23 protein-coding genes are annotated in these 22,529 nt (G+C 59.3%); 16 read left to right on the plus strand and 7 right to left on the minus strand.

What is annotated here, in order from left to right:
* Positions 1-28 precede the first annotated feature (28 nt).
* The 3 genes from hupB to R3F72_RS12425 all read left to right on the plus strand — a co-directional run bounded on the left by hupB (position 29) and on the right by R3F72_RS12425 (position 3,492).
* Positions 29-301 (plus strand): nucleoid-associated protein HU-beta, encoded by a 273-nt coding sequence (gene hupB, locus R3F72_RS12415; RefSeq protein WP_071230177.1) that lies wholly within the window; start codon positions 29-31, stop codon positions 299-301.
* A gap of 240 nt (positions 302-541) precedes the next feature.
* Positions 542-2,365, plus strand: coding sequence for a SurA N-terminal domain-containing protein (locus R3F72_RS12420; protein WP_332779779.1), 1,824 nt, complete (start codon positions 542-544; stop codon positions 2,363-2,365).
* A 122-nt stretch (positions 2,366-2,487) separates the two neighbouring features.
* On the plus strand, positions 2,488-3,492 hold the full coding sequence (locus R3F72_RS12425) for an NADP-dependent oxidoreductase (RefSeq protein ID WP_332779780.1): 1,005 nt from the start codon (positions 2,488-2,490) through the stop codon (positions 3,490-3,492).
* A gap of 30 nt (positions 3,493-3,522) precedes the next feature.
* On the opposite strand, the gene R3F72_RS12430 is transcribed toward R3F72_RS12425, so the two are convergent.
* The 7 genes from R3F72_RS12430 to R3F72_RS12460 form a co-directional block, all read right to left on the minus strand.
* Entirely contained in the window at positions 3,523-3,774 is a 252-nt protein-coding gene (locus R3F72_RS12430; protein ID WP_087718835.1) for a YkgJ family cysteine cluster protein, read from the minus strand.
* Between the two features lie 15 nt (positions 3,775-3,789).
* Positions 3,790-4,644, minus strand: a complete 855-nt coding sequence (locus R3F72_RS12435) for a 6-carboxytetrahydropterin synthase (RefSeq protein ID WP_087718836.1) — start codon at positions 4,642-4,644, stop codon at positions 3,790-3,792.
* The gene (gene queE, locus R3F72_RS12440; protein WP_332779781.1) at positions 4,644-5,297 is read right to left on the minus strand and encodes a 7-carboxy-7-deazaguanine synthase; all 654 of its coding nucleotides are present in this window, start codon (positions 5,295-5,297) and stop codon (positions 4,644-4,646) included. The genes R3F72_RS12435 and queE overlap by 1 nt, the downstream gene beginning before the upstream one ends.
* A gap of 115 nt (positions 5,298-5,412) precedes the next feature.
* Positions 5,413-6,102, minus strand: a complete 690-nt coding sequence (queC, locus tag R3F72_RS12445) for a 7-cyano-7-deazaguanine synthase QueC (RefSeq protein WP_332779782.1) — start codon at positions 6,100-6,102, stop codon at positions 5,413-5,415.
* A gap of 69 nt (positions 6,103-6,171) precedes the next feature.
* Positions 6,172-7,230: an asparaginase gene (locus R3F72_RS12450; protein ID WP_087718839.1), complete on the minus strand. Its 1,059-nt coding sequence runs from the start codon at positions 7,228-7,230 to the stop codon at positions 6,172-6,174.
* Positions 7,231-7,236: 6 nt separating this feature from the next.
* Positions 7,237-7,860: a CBS domain-containing protein gene (locus R3F72_RS12455; protein ID WP_332779783.1), complete on the minus strand. Its 624-nt coding sequence runs from the start codon at positions 7,858-7,860 to the stop codon at positions 7,237-7,239.
* A 71-nt stretch (positions 7,861-7,931) separates the two neighbouring features.
* Positions 7,932-8,432: a hypothetical protein gene (locus R3F72_RS12460; protein ID WP_332779784.1), complete on the minus strand. Its 501-nt coding sequence runs from the start codon at positions 8,430-8,432 to the stop codon at positions 7,932-7,934.
* Between the two features lie 236 nt (positions 8,433-8,668).
* Here R3F72_RS12460 and fliD point away from each other — a divergent pair, with 236 nt between their 5' ends.
* The 13 genes from fliD (at position 8,669) to R3F72_RS12525 (ending at position 22,518) form a co-directional block, all read left to right on the plus strand.
* On the plus strand, positions 8,669-10,087 hold the full coding sequence (fliD, locus tag R3F72_RS12465) for a flagellar filament capping protein FliD (protein ID WP_332779804.1): 1,419 nt from the start codon (positions 8,669-8,671) through the stop codon (positions 10,085-10,087).
* 15 nt (positions 10,088-10,102) lie between these two features.
* Positions 10,103-10,513 (plus strand): flagellar export chaperone FliS, encoded by a 411-nt coding sequence (gene fliS, locus R3F72_RS12470; RefSeq protein WP_332779785.1) that lies wholly within the window; start codon positions 10,103-10,105, stop codon positions 10,511-10,513.
* 4 nt (positions 10,514-10,517) lie between these two features.
* The gene (gene fliT, locus R3F72_RS12475) at positions 10,518-10,898 is read left to right on the plus strand and encodes a flagellar protein FliT (protein WP_071230189.1); all 381 of its coding nucleotides are present in this window, start codon (positions 10,518-10,520) and stop codon (positions 10,896-10,898) included.
* Positions 10,895-12,124, plus strand: a complete 1,230-nt coding sequence (locus tag R3F72_RS12480; RefSeq protein ID WP_332779786.1) for a hypothetical protein — start codon at positions 10,895-10,897, stop codon at positions 12,122-12,124. Before fliT ends, R3F72_RS12480 begins: the two co-directional genes overlap by 4 nt.
* On the plus strand, positions 12,117-12,422 hold the full coding sequence (locus R3F72_RS12485; protein WP_332779787.1) for an EscU/YscU/HrcU family type III secretion system export apparatus switch protein: 306 nt from the start codon (positions 12,117-12,119) through the stop codon (positions 12,420-12,422). Before R3F72_RS12480 ends, R3F72_RS12485 begins: the two co-directional genes overlap by 8 nt.
* A gap of 314 nt (positions 12,423-12,736) precedes the next feature.
* Positions 12,737-13,069 carry a flagellar transcriptional regulator FlhD gene (gene flhD, locus R3F72_RS12490; protein ID WP_087718848.1) on the plus strand — a complete coding sequence of 111 codons (333 nt, stop codon included), beginning with the start codon at positions 12,737-12,739 and terminating at the stop codon, positions 13,067-13,069.
* Positions 13,070-13,072: 3 nt separating this feature from the next.
* Positions 13,073-13,663 (plus strand): flagellar transcriptional regulator FlhC, encoded by a 591-nt coding sequence (flhC, locus tag R3F72_RS12495; protein ID WP_332779788.1) that lies wholly within the window; start codon positions 13,073-13,075, stop codon positions 13,661-13,663.
* 207 nt (positions 13,664-13,870) lie between these two features.
* Complete coding sequence (gene motA, locus R3F72_RS12500; protein ID WP_332779805.1) at positions 13,871-14,758, plus strand: flagellar motor stator protein MotA; 888 nt, start codon at positions 13,871-13,873, stop codon at positions 14,756-14,758.
* Positions 14,755-15,669, plus strand: coding sequence for a flagellar motor protein MotB (motB, locus tag R3F72_RS12505; protein ID WP_087718851.1), 915 nt, complete (start codon positions 14,755-14,757; stop codon positions 15,667-15,669). The genes motA and motB overlap by 4 nt, the downstream gene beginning before the upstream one ends.
* A 49-nt stretch (positions 15,670-15,718) precedes the next feature.
* Positions 15,719-17,869 (plus strand): chemotaxis protein CheA, encoded by a 2,151-nt coding sequence (gene cheA / locus R3F72_RS12510; RefSeq protein WP_332779789.1) that lies wholly within the window; start codon positions 15,719-15,721, stop codon positions 17,867-17,869.
* A complete protein-coding gene (locus tag R3F72_RS12515) occupies positions 17,866-18,366 on the plus strand; it encodes a chemotaxis protein CheW (protein WP_332779790.1) in 501 nt (166 codons plus the stop codon). Before cheA ends, R3F72_RS12515 begins: the two co-directional genes overlap by 4 nt.
* 271 nt (positions 18,367-18,637) lie before the next feature.
* A complete protein-coding gene (locus R3F72_RS12520) occupies positions 18,638-20,215 on the plus strand; it encodes a methyl-accepting chemotaxis protein (protein WP_332779791.1) in 1,578 nt (525 codons plus the stop codon).
* Positions 20,216-20,343: 128 nt separating this feature from the next.
* Positions 20,344-22,518, plus strand: a complete 2,175-nt coding sequence (locus tag R3F72_RS12525; RefSeq protein WP_332779792.1) for a methyl-accepting chemotaxis protein — start codon at positions 20,344-20,346, stop codon at positions 22,516-22,518.
* The last annotated feature ends 11 nt before the right edge of the window (positions 22,519-22,529 follow it).

The following is a 22,529-nucleotide window of genomic DNA, read 5'->3' on the forward strand; positions in this document are numbered from 1 at the left end:
AATTTCGTATACAGTCAAGGGGTGAAGTGTGAATAAATCCGAGCTGATTGAAGCCATTGCTGCGTCTGCCGACATTCCCAAGGCGGCTGCAACGCGTGCTCTCGATGCAATGATCGAGTCCGTGTCAGACAGCCTGAAGAAGGGCGACTCCGTAGCACTGGTAGGGTTCGGGACTTTTGCGGTGAAAGAGCGCGCAGCGCGTACTGGCCGTAACCCGCAGACTGGCAAGCCGATCGAGATTAGCGCTGCCAAGGTGCCGAGCTTCAAGGCAGGCAAGGCGCTGAAAGACGCGGTGAACTGAGTTTCGCTCCGTCGCGCGGACCGACGTTCCGGCGTGCATGGAAAACCGAGGTCTTCCAGCCGGTAAGAGTTCGCAAAACATAAGCGCATCGCCCCAGCGATGCGCTTTTTTATTGTCGTGCTGCAAGAGCGAAACTTTTGCAGAAAGGATAGCCAATGTTTCGTGTACGGATGCGCTGTGGTGACATGGCGGTGTACGATACGCGCGCGACACATTGGGTAATCGACATGCGAGGACAGCATGCTGCAACGAATTCGTGAGGGTTCCCAAGGTTGGGCGGCAAAAGTCGTCGTGGGGGCTATCATCGTGACTTTTGCGCTTTTCGGCGCGGAATCCCTGGTCAGCTACTTCTCGGCGGGCAGTAACGATGCGGCAACCGTCAATGGTGAATCCATCAGTCGTCAGGCGGTCGAGACGCAAGTGCAGCGGGGTATTCGCTCCGGGCAGGTGCCGCCCGAGCAGGAGCGGCAGTTTCGCGGACAGGTACTCGACCAACTGATCCGCCAGCGAACGCTGGATCAATATGCCGACGAGGGCGGTCTGCATATCTCCGACAGTCAGTTGGACCAGCTCATCGTCTCGCTGCCTGAGTTCCAGGATCAGGATGGCCGCTTCTCCGAAGAGCTATTTACCAATCGACTGGCGCAGGCCGGCTATACGCCCGCTTCCTTCCGCCGTGAACTGCGCGCGGACACGCTGCGTCGGCAGGTTCAGCAGGGGCTTGCGGCATCAGCTTTCCTGTTGCCGTCGGAAAAGGCGCGACTGGCATCGTTGCAGCAGCAGCAGCGAACATTTCGCTACGCGCAGTTGAGCCCCGCCGATCTCGACCAGCCCGTTGCTCCGAGCGATGCCGACCTCCAGCAGTACTATGACCAGCATCAGGAAGATTTTCGGCGCCCGGAGCAGGTCAAGGTCAACTATCTGGTATTGAACCAGGAGGACGTGGCCAAGGATGTCGAGGTTACCGACGAGCAGCTGCGCCAGGTCTATGAACAGGCCAAGGCCGCGGCCCCGCGTGAGGTTTCCCATATTCTGGTGACGTTCGGCGACGACCGGACCGAACAGGAAGCCCGCGACCGCATTGCCGAAGTGCAGCAGCAACTCGAGCAGGGAACGGATTTCGCCGCGCTGGCGCGTGAGTATTCCGATGATTCCTCGTCTGCTGGCGATGGGGGCGATCTTGGCGCGATCCAGAAAGGGTTCTTTGGCGATAGCTTCGACGACGCCGCGTTCTCGCTCGATCCGGGACAGGTATCCCAGATCGTGCAGACTCAGTACGGTCTTCATCTCATCAAGGTGACGGGGGTCGACATTCCCTCTTTCGAGGAGGATCGCGAGACGCTTGCCCAGCAGGTAAAGCTCGAGCAATCCGAGTCGCTGTTCAACGAGCGGGTGCAGAAGCTGACCGACGATGCGTATCAGGCAGACGATCTCGAGTCGGTCGCAGAAGAAATGGGGCTGACGGTTCAGACCAGCGACTGGTTTTCTCAGGATGCCGGTGGTGAAGACGTGCTCTCCAACCCTGATGCCGCCGCTGCTGCGTTTTCCTCGGATGTGCTCGAGGATGGCTATAACAGTGATGTCATCGAGACGGATGACCAGCAACGTGTCGTGCTGCGGGTCGTGGACCATCGTGAGGCAAGCACGCTACCGCTCGACGAGGTTCGTGACCAGGTCCTGGCGGCAGTCAAGATCGAGCAGACTCGGCAGCAGTTGCAGGCCCGAGCGGAAGAGGTGTTGGTGGCGCTACGCAACGGGGATGATGTACCGGGGCTCGACTGGCAACAGGCCGATAGCGTGACTCGCGATGCCGATAGCGTACCGGCGCCGATTCTGCAGGAAGCTTTCCGCCTTTCCCGCCCGCAGGCGGGTGCGGTTACCTGGGGGCAGACCGAAAGTCAGAGTGGCGTTGCCATTGTCGGCGTCGAGGCGGTCACGGCAGGTGACGCCAGTTCAGACGATGCGGATTTCGTGACGCGCCTGGCGCAGCGGCTGCAAGCCCAGATCGCCATTCAGGGCTTGAGTCAGACGCTGGAGGAAGAAGCCGACGTCGAGCGTCACTGAGGTATCGAGACAGGGCGGAGGCGTTAGTCTGGGTTCATCGAACCGTCACTGCGACCTTGCCCGACTCCTGCCAACCCTCCTAGGCTGAACGGTATATCTACCGTTGGCCAGGAGGGTTTTTCATGACAGTCACCCGATACTTTGCACTGCTCGAGATCCCGCAAGGATTACCGCAGCCGAGTCAATTCGCCATCAGAGAAGAGGCGTTGTCGGACCTCGCGCCGAACGAAGTTCGCATCCGCAATCGCTGGCTATCGGTCGATCCCTACATGCGCGGCCGGATGAGCGGTGTCACGACTTATGTCGAGCCCTACGCGCTTGGCGAGCCGATGTCCGGCGGCGCCGTGGGCGAAGTCATTGCTTCTCGTCACCCGCACTTTCAGCAGGGAGACCGAGTTCGACACATGGCGGGTTGGCGAGATGTCGCTCAATTGCCAGGGGAAGAGGTCGAGCCGCTGCCTAAGTTCGACGTGTCGGAACAGGCTTACCTCGGCGTGCTGGGAATGCCGGGCATGACGGCCTGGACCGGGCTCAACCTCATTGCCGAGCTACAGCCACGGCAGCGCGTCCTCGTGAGCGCGGCTTCGGGCGCCGTGGGCTCGTTGGCCGTGCAGCTAGCCAAGGCGGCGGATTGCCATGTCGTCGGCGTCGCTGGCAGTCCGGCCAAGTGCGACTGGCTGGAATCGATGGGCGTCAAGGCAGTCAACTACCGGAACAAGGATGTCGAGGCGCTGACACAGGCACTCCACGAAGCTTCCCCCGAAGGATATGACATCTACTACGAAAACGTGGGTGGCCCTCTGCTGGAGGCGGCGCTCGCCAATCTTCGCGATCATGCTCGCATTGCGATCTGCGGGATGATCGACCGTTACAACGCGACAGGGCCGTCGGGTGGTCCCGGCAATCTCAACCAGTTGCTGTTTCGCAAGGCGCGCATGGAAGGGTTCATCGTCGGCGAACACTGGAGTCACTATCAGACGTTCCTGGAGCAGGTGGCCCCGGAGGTCGAGCGGGAGGCGATCCGTTACCGCGAAACTGTCATCGAGGGGCTGGAGCAGATGCCTGACGCCTTCCTGAAGCTTTTCTCGGGAGAGAACGAGGGCAAGATGCTGGTCCGCCTTCCCTGAACCCGGAAGCCTCGATGATGGGGAGGGCGCCTACTGAGTGGCGCGCTCCCATTCCCCCAGAATTCTGAGTGCCTGCTCGCGGTCATCGCTGCACAGCTGCCTGTCGTACTCGAAGTGATGGCAGACAGCCGGGCGCCGAGAATCTCCGAACAGTCGGCACAGGTTGTTTTCGTCCAGCTGTACGCAGCGCTCCCCGGCGGGTTTGCCGTTGGGCATGCCGGGGATGGGCGAGGTGATCGAGGGCGCGATGCAACACGCGCCGCAGCCGATCCGACAACTCATTGTGTTTCGGTCTCCTTAACCTGCCGTAGCCGTACCACGGCTCTCGGCGAGAGCGCCTTTGTCGATCCCTTCGAATGCCTGCACCCGAATATGCGCGCCGGTGGATTGCGCAATCTGATGGGCCAGCCAGGCCGCGATATTTTCGACGGTCGTGGGCGCTGGCAAGATGTGACAGCGCTCTTTCGGCAACTGGAGCTGAAACTGCCCCTGTCCGGAGCGGTAGCGAACGCGCATGACGTCATCGTTGCGGCGAGGGTCGACGATATCGGCATCGTCGACGAGATAACCATTGTCCAGACGTTGCGCCCAAAACGCTTCCAACTCCGGGTCGCGTTGGCCGTCGCGCCAGATTCTCAGATGCGAACGGTGGCCATGGGCGATGCGCTGGCAGTTCCCCTTGTGGTGCTTGAGGCCATGGCTGTAGCTATAGATCGCGCCGTCGGCCAGTTCCTCGCGCAGTCGAATGCGGATCGCCTCGACGCGAGGTGGCGGCCTCTTGCTGAGTTCGTTACTGAGATGCGCTCCCAGCCGCTCCGCAGTGATTTCCCCCCAGGGGAATAGCGTGAAGCCTTGGCGAGGAGCGCGCACCTCGAAGGGGAAGGGGAGTTCCGCCGCCATGTGCAGCCCTTCGCTGCACTCCTCGATCCTGACGCCCGCCGCCTGGGTTGGCACGAGCAAGGTGTGGTCCAGGCCGGCGTCGAGACGTGACTTGATCCAGGGTTTGACCTCGCCGAAATCGAACAGCATGCCGTCTTCCCCCAGTTCGCCGTCGAGCTCGACATCGACGTGCCAGCTGGCGCCGCTCAGGCCGCGTTGAGGTGACCAGATCGAGGCGTCGATATTGGTCAGGTTGTTCACGAACAGGGTCATCAATCGATTCCTGCAATCTTGTGGGTCTGCAGCGACAGTCGCCATTGAGGATGGCGCATGCAGTACTCGACCGTCGCCTCCATCGGGCTGCCATCGGTGATGATGGCACCTGGTGCGAGATCCATCGGCTGCAGAAAGAAATGGGTGAAATTCAGTCCGGCGAACGTTTCAGGGTCGACGCCGGCCTGGGGGTAGACCAGCTTGAGCTCGTCGCCTCGGGTCTGGCGTAATGTCGTGTCGCTTTTCGGACTGACGCAGATCCAGTCGATGCCTTCGGGTGCCTGGATCGTGCCATTGGTCTCGACGGCGATCTCGAATCCTCTGGCATGCATGGCATCGATCAATGCCGCGTCCAGTTGCAGCAGAGGTTCGCCACCGGTGAAGACCACGTAACGTGTGAAGTTGCCTCGGGCGGGCGTCGGCCAGAGTTGTTCGAGATGTGAAGCCAATGCGTCGGCGCCGTTGAATTGGCCGCCATTCTGGCCGTCGGTGCCGACGAAGTCGGTATCACAGAAAGTGCACTGGCTGTCGGCACGATCCCGTTCCCGGCCAGACCAGAGGTTGCATCCGGTAAAACGGCAGAAAACGCTGGCGCGACCGGCTTGGGCGCCTTCCCCCTGCAGGGTGTAGAAGGCTTCTTTGACGCTATACATGCAGATTTCCGTACTGGGGGCTATCAGACGCGGCGTGCTGGATATCGCTGCAAAGCCTGGCGGTCAATCCTGGCGCCAGGCCTCGGTGTCAGATCTCGTCGTAAGCTTCCGGGTATCAGCGCTTGGCGTATGGGAGTGGATCCGTCTTTCCCATGCTGGCAAACGCAGCGAGCCGCTCTCGACAGCTGCCGCATTCGCCGCAAGCGGTGGCTTCGCCCAGGTAGCAGGTCCAGGTCTGAGCGTAATCCAGACCCATTTCGAGCCCGTCGGCAAGAATCTGGGCTTTATCGCTATGCAGATACGGCGCTTCGATCCTGACGGCCTCGAAGTTGGCGATGGCGGCGACATCATTCATGCGCTCGACGAAAGCCGGGCGACAGTCGGGATAGAGGACATGATCGCCGCCATGGGCGCCGTAGAAACAGATCGGTGCTCCGATGTTGACCGCATGCCCGATTGCCAGCGACAACAGGATCATGTTGCGGTTGGGGACCACGGTATCCGCCAGGTTGTCCTCGGCGTAGTCCGCCTTCGGCATGGCTCGATCGCTGTCGGTCAGTGCCGAATTGCCGATCAGCTGATGAATGGCACGGATATCGACGATTCGGTGCGAGACACCCAAATCGCTGCATACCTGGCGAGCGACATCGAGCTCGCGAGCATGACGCTGACCGTAGTGAAACGATAGCGCATGGACGTCATGGCCCTCGCGCAACGCTCTATGCAAGACCGTGTAGGAGTCCATGCCGCCGGAATAGATCACGACGGCCGGTCTGGACGTAGTCTGGGAAGTCGAGGATGTCATGCTGTCAACCTATAACAAGCAAGCTGTCTGGAACTTGAAGTGATGGAGGGCGGCCGACGCGGCGTACGATCACGTCGCGAAGGCGCCTCTTTCGCCGACCAGGGGGGTTAGAAAGCGTTGTCTCAGCGTCTCTTGTGACGATCCCTGGGCGAGCAGATGAATGAGCTTGCAGTGGGCTGCTTCCGGCGTCATGTCATCGCCGGACAGAATGCCGATTTCCTCGAGTATTCGACCAGCGGCGTAGGTGCCGAGATGGACGCCGCCGAAGGGACATTGGCTGATGGCGACCAGCACCTTGCCTTCCGCGCTGGCGCGGGCCAGAACACCGAGTAGTGCTTCGTCTTCCGGCAGATTGCCGCTGCCCCAGCACTCGATCACGACGCCACGTATGCGGTCGTCATCCAACCATCGGTCCACGTCCTGAGCACGAATGCCCGGCCACAAGGTCAGGCGAACGACCACCGGCGTCGGGCCGGTGGCCAGTTCGAAACGAGGAGCACCCTGAATGCCACTGCAGCGTGCAGCGTAAATGACCGGGGCGTGATCCACTATTTCGCCCAATAGCGGCCAATTGGGGCTTTCGAAGCCCTGAGCGTCCTGAGTGTACCATTTTCGTGTCCGGCACCCTCGCATCAGGCGATTTGCGAAACTCACGCAGACTTCTCGCAAGTCGGTTTGTGTCGCGAACATCAACGAGGCTTCCAGATTGTCGAGTGCGTCGCTGCCCTCGATACCCAGTGGCTTCTGCGAACCCGTGACGATGACCGGTTTGGACAAGCCCTGAAGCTGAAATGCCAGACTGGACGCACACCAGGCGAGAGTATCGGTGCCGTGAAGCACCACGAACCCGGCATAATCCTGATATCGCTCGGTGATCAGCAGTGCCAGCGCAGCCCAGTCGGCTGGCGTGGCACTGCTGGAGTCGATCGGGCGTGGTGTTTCCCAGACTGCATACCGGGGCAGCTTGCCCTGTCGGTCGGGCGGCAGCGTCGACAGCGCTGCCGCCATGCGGGAACCGAAGTTACCGGCGGCCACCAGGCCGCGGTCGCTGTCGCGCATGCCGATGGTGCCGCCGGTGTAAATCACCAGAATAGGGAGAGGGGCTTGGTCGTTAGCTGTGAGGCACATGGCTGTCTAGAGATCGTGACCCAGGAGGACCTGACAGATCGACGAGAAGGTACGTGCTTCCGGCGGGTGGTTCAGGTCGACGCCCAATGCTCGGCTGATATTGGAGGCCGAGATGATGCCGCGAATCCTGCCGCCGCCGCTGCCGTCCGGCTCGGTAATCAACACGTGCTGATCGCCCGAAGACTTCAGCGTTTCGACCAGATCGCCGACGCTGGCGTGGGAGATCTTGGCATACGAGAGCGAATGCAGCTCGCTACGCGGGGTCTGGATCATCTCTGCGGTGACTTCGTCCCGGCCGATCTGGTGTTTCTGCATCGCCAGTGTGATGCGACGCCCGCCAATCAGTTCGCGGGCATTGACCACGCCGGTGAAATTGCCGCTGGCATTGACCAGCATCAGCAGGCGTACGCCGGCCTGCTTCATCGTTTCCAGCGCTTGCGCAATAGAGCTCCCGGTAGGCAGGGTATACGGATGACTGACGCTGAAATCTGTGACCAGCATGGTGGCGGAACTTTCCAGCGTCACGGATTGCGTCTGGGTTACCGGCTGTACAATGCCGCTGACACCATCCAGGTTTTCCAGGATCAGCGCCGAAAAATGGACCTTTGAAGGGTGAAGTGTGTTGGCCATCGAGAAATCTCCAGCAAGCCAAAATGTTGAAATCGAGATTGGGAGGTCAGGTCCGAAACTGGATTGAAGCGTTACAGATACTGACGTAGATCGCCGCGCACGCTGTCCAGGAAAGTGATGAAACGGGTATCGCGTTCGTCGTCCTGACGATCGATACGGCAACCCAGTTTCATGGTCTTCTGGACCAGAAGTTCGTCGTAAATGTCCAGCGTGACCTTTTTGGGGCTCTCCGCGGAGGGGGGGATATCGCCGTCTTCCAGGGTGAAGGTTTCGAAAAGTGTGGCGCGAACTCGCGTCGTGCCACCTTCGGCCAGCACGCGACGCACAAACAACCAGCCTTCGCAGGCGAAATTGTCGCCGTTGTCACGTTGACGCTGGAACACCGTGCGATAGCTCGCTCCCTCTTTCGCGGCGCGATCCGCCATGCTGCGATAGGCTTCGGTAACGCGAGACGCCATCGCACCGGTATCCGCCAGCTTGCGCAGTGCCGCCTGGTGTTCGCGCCCCAGTTGTTCCTGGCGCTGAAAACGCTGCCACAGGCGATAATTGGCATGCAGGGAGTTCGCGTCCATGTTGTCTCCGGATAGTGGCGAATAGGTCGGCGGCCTATGATCGCTTAAATGGCGGCTACCTGACCACCCACGGTTCGCCTTTCCCCACACCGGCGGAGCGAAAAAAGAAGATCAGTCAGCGCTAAAGTTTACGGATCATCGGCCGATCAGGAAATCAACATACTAAAGTGCGCCTAAATCGGCGCCTGCTGTCGTGATCGGCGTGTTACAAATTGCGCCAGGCAAAGAGAGGTTATATGGCTTCCATATCGTCACTAGGTATCGGTTCCGGACTGGATCTGAGCGGGTTGCTCGATGACCTGGAAAGCGCAGAGCAGGAAAAGCTCACGCCGATCGTCTCGCAGCAGCAGAGTTACAAGACCAAGCTGTCGGCCTTCGGTACGCTCGAAAGCTCGTTGACCGCGTTGCGCGACGCCGCGACCAAGTTGAGCGATCCCGAGACGTTTACCGCGGTCAAGAATTCGATGACCGGCGATGCCGTGACGGCCAGCACCACCGGCGATGCGGTCGCGGGTCGCTATCAGGTCAGTGTCTCGCAGCTAGCGCAGTCCCAGTCGGTAGTATCGAAGGGCTACGGACTCGAAGTCTCTCTGGAAATGTCTGGCACGCTGACTTTTAGCGTTGGAGAAGATAGCTTCAACGTAGAAGTGGCGGATGGCGACACCCTGGCGGATCTCCGCGATGCGATCAATGCTAAAAAGGGTGGGGTGAGCGCTACGATCATCAACGACGGAACGGCTTCTCGCTTAGTGCTTTCGTCAACCGAAACGGGAACTGACTCGGTGATGTCGGTTAAGTCGGCAGCCGACGGGGATGCGTTAGATCAGGCCTTTGGGTTTACAACGGCTGTCTCGACTGACGAGGCGACGGGCGAAAAGACGACGACTTTTACCGCTGCTTCCGGTGGTACTATGGAAGAGGCCGTTAAATCGCAGAATGCTGAATTGACGGTCAACGGTATCGATATCACCAGTCAGTCCAATACGGTCGAAGATGCCCTTCAGGGCGTGACGTTCAATCTGACCTCGACCACGGAAAGCGCAGAGACGCTTAGCGTATCCAAGGATACGGCTTCGATGACGAAGGCCGTCAAAGCCTTCGTCGATGCTTACAACAGTTTCCAGAGCACCGCCGACAATCTGACCTCCTACGATTCCGAGTCGGATACCGCAGGGACACTGCTGGGCAACTCGACCATGCGCAGTATCGAGTCCCGATTGCGCAGCGTTCTCAGCTATAGCGATAGCGAGGGTGCGTTCTCGATGCTGTCGGATCTCGGGATCGAGCGGCAGTTGGACGGCACGCTGGAAATCGACGACGACAAGCTCAGCGACGCCATTACGAACGACAGTGATGCCGTCAGCCAGTTCTTCTCTGGTGCCGATGGCGAGAGTGGTCTGGTCGCCAGTATCGACGACACCATGGGGTCGATCCTCGACGACGGCGGCTTGCTGCAGACTGCCACCGACGGTATCGATACCACGCTCAGCAGTCTGGATGATCGATATACCCGGATGCAAGAGTCCATCGATGCCACGGTCGCCCGTTATCGAACGCAATTTGCCAGCCTGGATTCGCTGGTGTCACAGATGAACTCGACCAGTGATTATCTGACACAGCAGTTCGATGCCCTCAGCGCGCAAACCAATCAGTGATAGAGCGATAAAATGATGAATATCAGGCGTGGTGCCGGTGCGTATGCCAGGGTCGGGGTCGAGTCGGCGGTCATGTCCGCCGATCCCCACCAACTGATCGTCATGCTCTTCGATGGGGCGCAAGCAGCCATCAATAGCGCCCGACTGCATATGGAAGATGGCAATCGTGCGGCCAAGGGGGCAGCTATCTCCAAGGCGATAGACATCGTCAATAATGGTCTGGCGGCAGCGCTGGACCATGAGCGCGGTGGGGATATCGCTGCCAACCTCGGGCAGCTTTACGATTACATTGCACGACTGCTGTTGCAGGCCAATTTGCGTGACGATATCGCCAAGCTGGACCAGGCGGCGGTACTGCTCGACGATATCGGTTCCGGCTGGCGCGAGCTTCGGCATTCGTCGGCCGAGTTGGCTGGAGGAGCATGATCACATGACATCAGGCTCGCCGGTGATCGACCAGTATCATCAGTTGCTGGAAGTGTCGACCCAGATGCTGGGTCTGGCGCGGGAGCAGCAATGGGACGCGCTCGTTCAATGCGAGGCGGGCTATCTGGTGTCTTTGCAGCGTGTGAAATCTCTGGATCGCGAGCAGTCGTTGAATGGCTCGGAGCGTGAGCAGAAGCGCGATCTGCTCGAGCGGATTCTGGAGCAGGATGCCGAGACTCGTCGCATGCTGGAGTCCCGCCGGGAAGAGCTGAGCCATCTTATCGGCAGCTCGCGGCGGCAGCAGGCGCTAGGGCAGGCGTATCAGGCGGGACGAGGCAGCATTGCTTCGCGCCTGCGCGCGGTGCCAACCGATGAACGGCCGTGAGCGGCATCACGCCGCTAATCGACACCCTGCTGCATCAAGTTCTCGGCAGACGGGTCGATACGCCGGTTGTCAAGGATCAGCCATTGCCGGTTTCAGCGACGGCATCGACGGATGCCATCCAGCCGGCGCGTAGCGACTCGAGATTGCATCAGCAGGGCGGGGAAAGAGTTGCCGCCATGCCCTCTGGCGCAGGGCGTGAAGGTGTCTCTCAGCTACCAGTAGCCCCTGGGCTGGCGAAAGTCCCCTCGGCGCAGTTGCACTTGAGCCATACCGCGACCGAGATTGCCGATATCCTCTCGCGCTTTCCTGCGACTCAATCCCCCTCGATTCGGCCATTATTGGCGCTCATGGCTCATCCGATAGAGAAGCCCGACATGCTGGCGGCGTCGCTTTCACAGAGCGTGCGGGAAAGCGGCGTTTTCTATGAGTCGCATCTGTTGCGCTGGATGTCCGGTCAATACCCTCGTGCATCATTGATGCGTGAGCCCCAGGCCTGGCTGAGTCTGACCTTTCGACCGTTCACGCCAACGTCTTTGCTGACAAGTTACGGCTTCCCCTTTGCCGCAAAAGATGGTCGAGCAGCGCCTCGGCCCGGCGCTTCGTCCGGGACGATGACCGGGGCGAATTCGAGCACCCAGTCCGCCTCGTCATCGAGCGTGGGCCGTGGGGGCGATGTTCTCGCAGCTTCCATGGTTTCCGACCGAAGCTTGCCGTCTGCCGCGCGGAGCGGTACTGCCGGGGAGTGGGCGTCCTCGGGGAAGGGCATGGCGGAGGATCCATCGTCGCTTTCGATGACGCGCGCCCACCAGTTATCGCAGTCCTCATCGGATGCGCTGCAAGCACTGGTTCGGCAGCAGCTGGAACTGATCGCGGCACCCAATCTGCGCTGGGAAGGGCAGCTTTGGCCTGGCGTGCCCATGACGATGATACTGACCGAGCTTCCGCGCGAGAACGTTCATGACGATGCTGGCGACTCCCCCGATCGATCCGAGCAAGAGGAGGGTGCCAGCGACTGGCGCGCCGAAGTTCAGGTTCGTCTGCCATCTCTGGGCGTTATCGATATCGTCTTTATGACGCGTCGCAATGCCGCGCTGCAGGTGGAGATCAAGCCTGCCGAGGGGGCAGCTCGAGTTCAGCTCCGCCAGGAGCTGGTGCCAATACGCGAACGGCTGGCGTCACTGGGAATGAGCGTGGAGCTGGTAGTAGGAGCATCGGAGTATGAGTGACGACGATAGCGTGTCCGATTCCCGGCGTCGTGCGGTCGCTCTGGCTTATAGCGGCGAACGCACGGATGCGCCACGGGTGGTTGCCAAAGGCTACGGGAATCTGGCTGATCGTATTCTCGAGCTCGCCAATCAGGAAGGGGTCTTCGTCCATGAGTCCCCTGAGCTGGTCGCTCTCCTGATGCAGGTCGACCTGGACGCCCGTATCCCCGAGTCGCTCTATCAGGTGATAGCAGAGTTGCTGGTGTGGATCGGGCAGATCGACCGCTCGATAGTATCCAGGGCAGACGAAAAGCGTTGATTTCTGGCTGCAAGATTCAACGCTGAAGTATCCTAGTGTATCACTTCGCTTCAAAGCCTTGTGTAACGTACATGTTCTTACATGTATTGTGGTTTTGATATTGTCCAATAATAACAATAGCTTATATAAATAAAGGTTTTGCGATGCGAGATCAATCCGTTACTTAGATACAAATTTGGTTACGGAGCTTGATTTTTTTCATCAAAAAGTCGCAAACTAGCTCCATCATAAAGAGCTGATGTGGCCGATGGCTGCAGGCAGATGAAGCATCCGGTCAACGGGTGCCAATAAGACGATACGCAGGGAATCCAAGCATGCACTCGAATAGTCTTCTGGATGACATCCAGGATCTCAATCTTTCCTATCTTCTGCTGGTTCAGCGTCTGCTGAATGAAGACCGCGAGACGGCCATGTTTCGACTGGATCTGAGTGCTGATCTGGCGGATATCATTGGCAGGCTGTCGATCAAGCAGTTGACCCAGCTGTCGCGTAGCAACCAGCTGCTTTGCAACTTGCGCTTCACTGACGCGGATCAGTTGAATCTGCTGATTCATAACCCGCGCGCGCAGGGGCTTGAGCAAACTCACGCCTCACTGTTGATGGCTGGCGCGAGCCATGCCCGGTCTTCTGTTCAGCAGAGGAACTGAGTCATGGCGGATAAAAGTCTCGTTGCAGAAATGCTTCAGGTACAGCTGGCAATTGAATTGATCGAGCTGGGTGCTCGCTTGCAGGTTCTCGAGACGGAGACCGATCTGAGTCGCGGCCGTCTGATCAAGCTGTACAAGGAAGTCAAGGGAATGTCGCCGCCCAAGGGGATGTTGCCGTTTTCGGCTGACTGGTTCATCACCTGGCTACCGAATATCCATTCTTCGCTGTTCTACAATATCTATCGCCGTCTCAATGAGGAGTTGGGGTGCGAGCGGATGCCGGCATTCGTCAAGGCCTATCGACTTTATCTCGAGCAGGTCGAGCTTGATGGAGTGGAGCCGACTCTGGGGCTGACGCGTGCCTGGACGCTGGTTCGGTTTTTCGAAAGCGACCTGCTGCAGTTGTCCCGATGCAAGGGTTGTCATGGCGATTTCGTGGCGCACGCACATAGCCCCATGCACGATTATGTCTGCGGTATCTGTCAGCCGCCGTCCCGTGCAGGCAAGACACGCAAGGCCAAAGAAGTGGCCAAATCGGCAGGGCGTACCTTCATTCCCGTGGAGTTGCCGCTGGCTCGACGCTTGGCGGTCTAGTTCGGAAATGTCTTCAAAAGGCGGGCCATCATGGCCCGCCTTTTTTGTTTGCGTGTTTTTTATTCCTGGCATGAGCATGATGTCGATGGATTTGTCGCACTGTTGTCGACGAATCACGCTTTTCTGATATTTCTACCCTCAAGAGCAGCGGTCCCGCTGCCGATACAGTTATCAGGTTCGCCACGCACTGTATTCGGGAGCATTTCCGTGCTGATTCTACTGGGCTACATCATCGTTTTGGGTAGTGTGTTCGGTGGCTATGTCGCCATCGGCGGGCACCTTGGTGCCCTGGTGCAGCCTGCCGAGTTCGTCATGATCATCGGCGCTGCACTTGGGGCTTTCGTATGCGCCAATAATGGTAAGGCGATCAGGGCAACGCTGCGTTCATTCTCGAAGCTCAAGCGCACCAAGCGCTACAACAAGATGATGTACATGGAGCTGATGGCGCTTCAGTACCGGCTTCTGACCAAAGCGCGTCGCGATGGCATGCTGGCGATCGAGCGAGATATCGATTCGCCGCAGGACAGCGCCATTTTTGCGGATTATCCCAAGATTCTGTCGGATCCCATGATCATGGCATTCCTGACCGATTATCTGCGCCTGATGGTCAGTGGCAACATGGATCCGTTCGAAATCGATGCGTTGATGGAACATGAAATCGAGACCTTTCAGCATGAGGCAGAATTGCCGTCGCATTCACTCGCTGCGGTTGGTGACGGCTTGCCGGCCTTCGGGATCGTTGCTGCGGTCATGGGTGTCGTCCATGCGCTAGGGTCCGCCGATCAGGGAGCAGCCATCATGGGGCAGATGATCGCTCAGGCGCTTGTGGGGACCTTCGCCGGCATCCTCATGGCTTACGGCTTCGTAACGCCGGTGGCGCACCATATCAATCTTCAGGTGGGCGAAGCGACCAAGATGCTGCAGTGCATCCGGGTGACGCTGATGGCCAGTCTCAACGGTCTGGCGCCTCAGTTGGCGGTCGAGTTTGGCCGTAAGGCGCTATTTACCGCCGTACGCCCCTCGTTTGGTGAGCTGGAAGAGCACGTGAGATCCAGCGGCCAGACGCTCAAGGGAACAGGGACGGATGGCGCATGAGTGGTGGAGGGGATCGTCGACCGATTATCGTCAAGCGCAAGCGGGTTCAAAGCGCCGGACATCACGGCGGATCGTGGAAGATTGCCTACGCCGATTTCATGACGGCGTTGATGGCCCTGTTCCTGGTGCTGTGGATATTGTCCACCGTCAACGATCACGAACTCGAAAGTATCGCCGAATACTTCCGTACCCCGTTGGCCGTCGCCTTGACGGGTGGGGACAAAACGACAGCGAGCACCAGTGCTATCCCGGGTGGCGGTAAAGACCCGACCAAGACCGAGGGTGAAGTGCGCCGTGTGAGCCCTCATGAGCAGACACGCCCGAGCGATGAGCAGCGTAACTTGCGCTTCCTGCGCGATCGCTTGGAACGCGTAATTCAGAATGACCCGCAGCTTCGCGAGCTACGCTCGCAGCTGCGTATGGATTTCTCGCCGGAAGGGCTGCGAGTGCAGATCGTGGACAGCGACAAGCGTCCGATGTTCGAACTCGGTAGTGATCGGCTGGAACCTTACATGCAGAAGATACTCCAGCGGATCGCGCCGGTGCTCAACGAAATGCCCAACCCGATCAGTATTAGTGGTCACACCGATAACCTCCCTTATGCCGGGGGGGAGAAGGGATACAGCAATTGGGAACTCTCCGCCGATCGTGCCAATGCCTCGAGACGTGAACTGGTGGCCGCCGGTCTTTCTTCCGACAAGTTGTTGAGAGTGGCGGGTATGGGGTCGCGCGTCACACTCCCGAATACTCGCCCCAGCGATGACGTCAATCGGCGTATCAGCATCGTGGTGCTGGACAACCGGGCGGCCAAGGCAATCGAACAGCAGGAACAAGCGCCGCTTTCCGATAGCGTACCGGCGCCCGCCGAGGGGAGTGGAGTGACGGCGACCGGGCAGGATTCAGCGGACTGACGCAAACGCGTTCACGCCCTTATTTGCGGGGCTTCTATGGCAGGTGCTCATGGATATTTCAGATTTTTACGAGACTTTCTTTGAAGAAGCCGAAGAGCTGCTGGCGGATATGGAGCGCCTGCTGCTGGATCTCGATGTCGACGATCCGGATGTCGAGGATCTCAACGCGATCTTTCGCGCGGCACACTCCATCAAGGGCGGCGCAGGTACTTTCGGGTTTACCGTCCTGCAGGAGACGACCCACCTGCTCGAAAACTTGCTGGACCATACCCGGCGTGGCGAACTTAGTCTGCGGCGCGATATCGTCGACACGTTTCTGGAAACCAAAGATATGCTTCACGACCAGTTGGATGCCTACCGTAATGGCGGCGAACCCGATGCCGAGGCGTTCGAACGGATTTCACGTGTCCTGCAGCAGATAGCGCTGGATGAATTGGGCCAGCAGAAAGCGGTAACCAAGACGACAGCGGCACCGGCCGCCGAACCGGCTCCAGCGCCGACGCCAGAGGTCGAGGCACCTCGGCAGCCTGCCGATGACCAGGCGACTCGAGATGGCGCGGAGAACGCAAAGCGACGGCTCTCGATCGCGTTGGTGGGGGTCAGCGACAAGGATCGTGCCCTGCTGGTCGAAGAGTTGCAGCATTTCGGCACGATCGTTTCGCAGTCGGGGGATGCGCAGCGCTACCAGGTGTCTCTGGACAGTGCCGAATCCCAGGACGATATCGAAGCCGTTCTCTGCTTCATCATCGAGCCGGAGCAGCTGTCGATCGAAGTTGACGGCAGCGCCTCCCCCGGCGCTGGTACGGAGACCCCGGAGGCGCCAGCAGAGCGCGAGCCAGCCGAGCAAGCGCCAGCGCCGGTAAGCGAACCGGCAGCACCAGCGATTCCCGAACAGACCACCAGCCCTGAGCCAGCCAAGAGCCAAGCCGCTCCGGCTCGTGCTGCCGGAAAGTCTGGCGGCAAGAGTGCCAAAGGTAGCGAGTCCAGCACGATCCGGGTGCCGGTCGACAAGGTGGACCAGATCATCAATCTGGTCGGTGAGCTGATCATTACCCAGTCGATGCTCGAACAGACGGCCAGCGATCTGGATATCGTTTCCCATGGCCCCTTGGTCAACGGCATGAACCTGTTGCAGCGCAACGCGCGGGATCTGCAGGAAGCGGTAATGTCGATTCGCATGATGCCGATGGACTATGTTTTCAGTCGATTTCCTCGCCTGGTTCGGGATCTGGCCGCCAAACTGGACAAGGATGTCGAACTGGTGACGGAAGGCAAGTCCACCGAGCTCGACAAGAGTCTGATCGAACGCATCATCGACCCCTTGACTCACCTGGTACGCAACAGCCTGGATCACGGGCTGGAGTCGCGGGAGAAGCGGGAAGCCGCCGGCAAGTCACCGACCGGACGTCTCACCCTGTCTGCCCAGCATCAAGGCGGCAATATTCTGATCGAAGTGATCGACGACGGTGCCGGGCTCAACCGGGACAAGATTCTGGCCAAGGCGAGATCCAACGGCCTGGCGATCAGCGATACCATGAGCGACGACGAGGTCTGGCAACTGATCTTTGCGCCAGGTTTCTCGACCGCCGAGCAGGTCAGCGATGTTTCCGGGCGTGGTGTCGGTATGGATGTCGTGAAGCGCAACATCCAGGAGATGGGCGGGCACGTCGAGATCCTCAGCAAGCCCGGCGAGGGGACGACGACGCGGATCGTGCTGCCGCTGACGCTGGCGATTCTGGACGGCATGTCCATTCGCTGCGGCCGGGAGACGTTCCTGCTGCCGCTCAATGCGGTGCTCGAATCGCTACAGCCTCAAGCCGAGGATGTCTACTCGATGGCGGGCGACGATCAGCTTCTCAAGGTCCGCGACGAGTATCTGCCGATCATCGCGTTACACCATGCCTTGGATGTGGCCGGCGCCAAGACCGAATTGACCGAGGCCATTGCGGTCATCGTCCAGGGCGAGGGCCGCCGCTATGCCTTGCTGGTCGACGACCTGATCGGCCAGCAGCAGGTCGTGGTCAAGAACCTTGAAACCAACTATCGCAAAGTGCCGGGGATTTCCGCCGCTACCATTCTCGGCGACGGTAGCGTTGCGCTGATTCTCGATATTGCCGATCTCCATCGCCTCGATCGTCGCAAATCGCAACAGCGTCACGAGGCGAAACGCCAACACTTACATGAGGTAGCGCGAGTATGAGCCCGCAAGCGAACATGGATGCCCACATCGCTGACGCAGTGAGCAGTGAATATCTGGTCTTCTCCCTCGGCGATGAGGAGTATGCCGTCGATATTCTCAAGGTACAGGAGATCCGCGGCTACGAAAATGTTACCCGGATTGCCAACGTGCCCGAGTTCATCAAGGGGGTGACCAATCTGCGTGGCGTCATCGTACCCATCATCGATCTGCGACTGAAGTTCCATCTCGACAAGGTCGAATACGGCGGGCAGACGGTAGTGATCGTGGTCAATGTCGACGATCGTATCGTCGGCATTGTCGTGGATGGCGTCTCGGATGTGATGAGTCTGTCGCCGGATCAGATCAAGCCGGCGCCGGAGTTCGGTGTCACGCTATCGTCGGATTATCTCAGCGGCATCGGCAGCCTGGACGATCGCATGCTGGTACTGGTCGATATCGAAAAGCTGCTGACCCACGAAGAAATGCAGTTGGTCGAACGTACGGCCGAACGTGCCTGACTTTTGCCAAGAAAGCTCGTTATCAACCGCAGCCTCGGCTGCGGTTTTTGTATCCGAGGGAAATTCGTCAGCTTTTTAAGGCTTTGGTCTAATAAAGGTAAAGTTAATTCGTTGGCGGGCCGATAAAGCTTCTGTCGCGCTGAGAAATCGGCTTCATCGGGAGCGAGCGTGGCGCCCATCAAGCAACTTTTCGAGCAAATCGGATGAGATGCCAATGCTGAGTTTTCGTGAATGGACGATGCGTCGGAAGTTATGGACCACGTTAGGGCTAATGTGGGTTGGCTTGATCATGGTGGCGGGTTGGTCGCTCTATTCCATGCGGGAAAACCTGCTGGAGCAGCGTGTTCAAAGCCTGCAGTACTTCATCGGTAGCGCAAAGCAACTGGTCGATAATTACGTTGATCAAGCTGAAAATGGTGCGTTGAGCGAAGCGGATGCCAAGCAGCTTGCACGCAATGCCCTGGCGCATCTCAGTTTTGGCACCGATGGTTACATTTTCGTCTTCGATTCCAACCTGGAAATCGTTCAGCATCCGAGACGCGCGGTCGGCGACAGCATGCGGGATTACCAGGATCCCAACGGTGTCTATCTCTACCGGGACATGTTTGCTGCCGCCCAGCAGCCCGAAGGCGGGCTCGTATCCTACGCCTCGCGTCGCAGCGACGGCGATGCCATGTACGACAAGCTCAGTTATGTCATGCGCGTGCCGCAGTGGGACTGGCAGATTGCCACGGGTGTCTACGTCGACGATATCGATGCCATGCTGATCGATGGCGCCGTGGTCTATCTGGCACTCATCGCGGTGGTTGGTGGTCTGCTCTCTCTTATCGTCGCCTGGATCATCCGCAACGTGCTTGGCCGGCTGGGGGGCGATCCCGGGCATGCGCGCAACAGCATCCAGAAGATTGCTGCGGGAGATTTTTCCCAGGCATTGGTGCTCAAGCCGAAGGACACCGACAGCCTGCTGTTCGCGATAGAAAGCATGCGCCAGCGACTCTCGAGAACCTTTGCCGATATTCGCGCCAGCGCTGAATGGGTCAACGTCGGTGCCGGACAGATCGCGAGCGGCAATCAGGACCTGGCAGTACGCACCGACCAGCAATCCGCGGCCATCGTCGAGACGGCCTCCAGCATGGAGCAACTGACCCAGACGGTTCGTCATAACGCCGATAACGCCGAAGCGGTGACCCGAGCCGCAGCGCAGACACGTCAGCGCGCACAACAGGGCGGCGACATGATGCGAGATATCGAAACCACGATGTCGCACATCCAGGATGGCTCGCGTCAGATGGCGGAAATCGTCGACATGATCGACAACATTGCGTTCCAGACGAACATCTTGGCACTGAACGCCTCCGTGGAGGCTGCGCGTGCCGGCTCGGCCGGGCGCGGATTCGCCGTCGTTGCCGAAGAGGTTCGCAACCTGGCCAGTCGTAGCGCAGAAGCTTCGCGAGATATACGGACGTTGATTACCGGCTCGAGCGAGCAGGTGGACAGCGGTGCCACGCTGATCGAGCAGGCGGCACGCACCATGGAGGAGATCGTCTCCTCGGTGACCAGCGTCAGCGGTCTGATGGACGAGATCGCCAATGCCTCGCGCGAACAGCACAGTGGGATCGAACAGGTCAACCAGGCGATCACGGAACTCGATCAGGTCACCAGCCAGAATGCCGCTCTGGTACAGCAGACGGCCAATGCCTCGCAGTCATTGTTGAGTCAATCGCAAAAGCTCGAATCGACGCTGGAGCAGTATCGCGTCGCGGCAACCGACATTGATCGCAATACAGAGCTGGCGCAGTGGCAACCGAACGCTGACCGAGAGCGACATGACGCTAAGCAACTCGTGTGAGCCGGTATTGCCGCGGAAGGCTCAAGAGTATTTCCAATCGGCCGATAACAATCCGCAACGACAACGTTTGATCTGCCCTTGTCTTTCGGCAGATCGTGAGTGGGCATAACAACACCAGGGATGCAGTGATGCGAAACAACCAGCCTGTCATCGACCAGGAATTCGTCATAAACGAATCGGATTACCTGATCTCGCGAACCGATCTGAAAGGCAGGATCACCTACGCCAACCCGGCTTTCATCAAGGTCAGCGGATTTACCCGGGAAGAACTGATCGGTGCACCTCATAACATCATTCGTCACCCGGACATGCCTCCGGCAGCTTTCGCGAATCTCTGGGAAACGCTGCAGAAGGGCGAGAACTGGTCAGGAGTCATCAAGAATCGCCGCAAGGATGGGTCGCATTACTGGGTTCAGTCGACCGTTACCCCCATCGTCGAAGGGGGCAAGGTCGTGGGCTACACCTCGGTGCGGGTCAAGGTCACCGATAAATCTCGCCGTCTGGCGGAAAAGCACTATCCACAGTTGCTGGCGGGGCGCAAGCGGGGCGTCAAGCTCGACCATGGCGAGTTGAAGCCGCGGGGAATGCTCCCGGCGATCCGGCGTCTCAACTTGCGCTCGCTGAAAGGGCGACTGGTCACGATGACGGTGCTGGCGCTGGTTGTGCTGGCGGGCAGTGGTGGGGTTTCGCTGTTTGCGCTGCATCAAAGCGGCCAGCGATTGGAGCAGCTGACCAACAACGGGTTGGAGGATCTGGCGCGGCTACAGAAGATCGATCAGCTGATGTCGAAAGGGCGATCTCTGGTCGACAAGCCGGTCAGCAACCCGATGGCGGCTGACCTGGCGCCGGTCAATGAGCAGGTCGATGCGCTTATCGCCGAGCTCAACAAGACCTGGAATGCCTACTATCAGGATCGTCCCGCCAACCAGACGGCAACGGCGGAAACCTTTGCCGCCGATCTTCAGAGCTACGTGGATGATGGCCTGAAAGGCGTCATGACGGCGCTCAACGGGGGGGATTTCTACCAGTCCTACGTGGCATACAACGACGTGCTGGAGGCCAACAGCGATCAGATCAGCAGCGATCTGAACGCCCTGGTGGAAGCAAAGCGTGCGAGCGGGACGGAGATGGCAATCAGCGCTGCCGAATCCCAGCGCACCATCATGATCATCTTGATCTCGTTGCTGGCCGTAGGAGCCATCCTGCTGATCACCGTAGGCCTGACGACGATACGCGCAACGCTGAAGCCGGTGCGCGAGGCCCTGGAATTCGCGCTACAGATCGCCTCGGGCAACCTGGGTGCCACATTGAAACAACGCAGTAACGATGAAGTGGGACGTCTGATCGGGGCGCTCAATCGCATGCGCCAGAGTCTGGGCACGATCGTGGGCGACGTCAATTCGAACGTGGCGGTTGTGGTCCCGGCCACGCGGGATATCGCCAGCGGTAACGAAGATCTCTCCTCACGTACCGAACAGCAGGCTGCTTCACTGGCGGAGACCGCAACCAGCATGGAGCAGATGACGGCGACCGTGAAACAGAATGCCGACAATGCTCGCCAAGCCAGTCAGCTGGCAGATGGCGCGACCGACACCGTACGCCGAAGCGGCGAGGTGATGGGGCAGGTCGTTGGCACCATGGATCGTATTACCGATAGCTCGCGCAAGGTCGCCGATATTATCGGCGTGATCGACTCGATCGCGTTCCAGACCAATATCCTGGCACTCAATGCCTCCGTCGAGGCGGCGAGAGCCGGCGAACAGGGGCGTGGTTTTGCCGTGGTGGCCGGCGAAGTGCGCAACCTTGCCAGCCGCAGCGCCGATGCCGCGAAGGAAATTCGCAGTCTCATCGATAGTTCGACCCAGGAGGTGGGGCGTGGTGCCGATCTGGTGCGTCAGGCCGAAGGGTCGATCGATGAAGTGGTCAATGCCGTGACGCGTGTCAATGACATCATCAGCGAGATCTCCGCGGCCTCCGAAGAGCAGACCAGCGGGATTCAGCAGATCAGCCAGGCGGTCACGCAAATGGACCAAGTGACCCAGCAGAACGCCGAACGAGTGCAAATCACGGCAACCACTGCCGCCGAGTTGCGAGCCAGCGTCGAACATCTGACCACGTCCATTGCCGTGTTTCGTCTTGCGGGCAGCGGTGACGAGCGCGTGGTTCGAATCGAAAACCCTGCCTCCGTCACGCATGCTGACGACAGGCAGCATAAAACCAAGCCGGCGAAATCCCTGGCCAAACAACCGGCGGCCGATCGTCGTGCGGCGACGGATGACAATGAGGAGTGGGAGGCATTTTGAAAACCGAGGCA

Source organism: Salinicola sp. 4072 (assembly GCF_036663415.1).
GTDB lineage: Bacteria > Pseudomonadota > Gammaproteobacteria > Pseudomonadales > Halomonadaceae > Salinicola > Salinicola salarius_A.

Excerpts from the sequence above, each read along its gene's own strand:
- R3F72_RS12420 (WP_332779779.1), top strand. The coding sequence starts at position 542 with ATGCTGCAACGAATTCGTGAGGGTTCCCAAGGTTGGGCGGCAAAAGTC.
- R3F72_RS12425 (WP_332779780.1), top strand. The coding sequence starts at position 2,488 with ATGACAGTCACCCGATACTTTGCACTGCTCGAGATCCCGCAAGGATTA.
- R3F72_RS12430 (WP_087718835.1), bottom strand. The coding sequence starts at position 3,774 with ATGAGTTGTCGGATCGGCTGCGGCGCGTGTTGCATCGCGCCCTCGATC.
- R3F72_RS12435 (WP_087718836.1), bottom strand. The coding sequence starts at position 4,644 with ATGACCCTGTTCGTGAACAACCTGACCAATATCGACGCCTCGATCTGG.
- queE (WP_332779781.1), bottom strand. The coding sequence starts at position 5,297 with ATGTATAGCGTCAAAGAAGCCTTCTACACCCTGCAGGGGGAAGGCGCC.
- queC (WP_332779782.1), bottom strand. The coding sequence starts at position 6,102 with ATGACATCCTCGACTTCCCAGACTACGTCCAGACCGGCCGTCGTGATC.
- R3F72_RS12450 (WP_087718839.1), bottom strand. The coding sequence starts at position 7,230 with ATGTGCCTCACAGCTAACGACCAAGCCCCTCTCCCTATTCTGGTGATT.
- R3F72_RS12455 (WP_332779783.1), bottom strand. The coding sequence starts at position 7,860 with ATGGCCAACACACTTCACCCTTCAAAGGTCCATTTTTCGGCGCTGATC.
- R3F72_RS12460 (WP_332779784.1), bottom strand. The coding sequence starts at position 8,432 with ATGGACGCGAACTCCCTGCATGCCAATTATCGCCTGTGGCAGCGTTTT.
- fliD (WP_332779804.1), top strand. The coding sequence starts at position 8,669 with ATGGCTTCCATATCGTCACTAGGTATCGGTTCCGGACTGGATCTGAGC.
- fliS (WP_332779785.1), top strand. The coding sequence starts at position 10,103 with ATGAATATCAGGCGTGGTGCCGGTGCGTATGCCAGGGTCGGGGTCGAG.
- fliT (WP_071230189.1), top strand. The coding sequence starts at position 10,518 with ATGACATCAGGCTCGCCGGTGATCGACCAGTATCATCAGTTGCTGGAA.
- R3F72_RS12485 (WP_332779787.1), top strand. The coding sequence starts at position 12,117 with ATGAGTGACGACGATAGCGTGTCCGATTCCCGGCGTCGTGCGGTCGCT.
- flhD (WP_087718848.1), top strand. The coding sequence starts at position 12,737 with ATGCACTCGAATAGTCTTCTGGATGACATCCAGGATCTCAATCTTTCC.
- flhC (WP_332779788.1), top strand. The coding sequence starts at position 13,073 with ATGGCGGATAAAAGTCTCGTTGCAGAAATGCTTCAGGTACAGCTGGCA.
- motB (WP_087718851.1), top strand. The coding sequence starts at position 14,755 with ATGAGTGGTGGAGGGGATCGTCGACCGATTATCGTCAAGCGCAAGCGG.
- cheA (WP_332779789.1), top strand. The coding sequence starts at position 15,719 with ATGGATATTTCAGATTTTTACGAGACTTTCTTTGAAGAAGCCGAAGAG.
- R3F72_RS12515 (WP_332779790.1), top strand. The coding sequence starts at position 17,866 with ATGAGCCCGCAAGCGAACATGGATGCCCACATCGCTGACGCAGTGAGC.
- R3F72_RS12520 (WP_332779791.1), top strand. The coding sequence starts at position 18,638 with ATGTGGGTTGGCTTGATCATGGTGGCGGGTTGGTCGCTCTATTCCATG.
- R3F72_RS12525 (WP_332779792.1), top strand. The coding sequence starts at position 20,344 with ATGCGAAACAACCAGCCTGTCATCGACCAGGAATTCGTCATAAACGAA.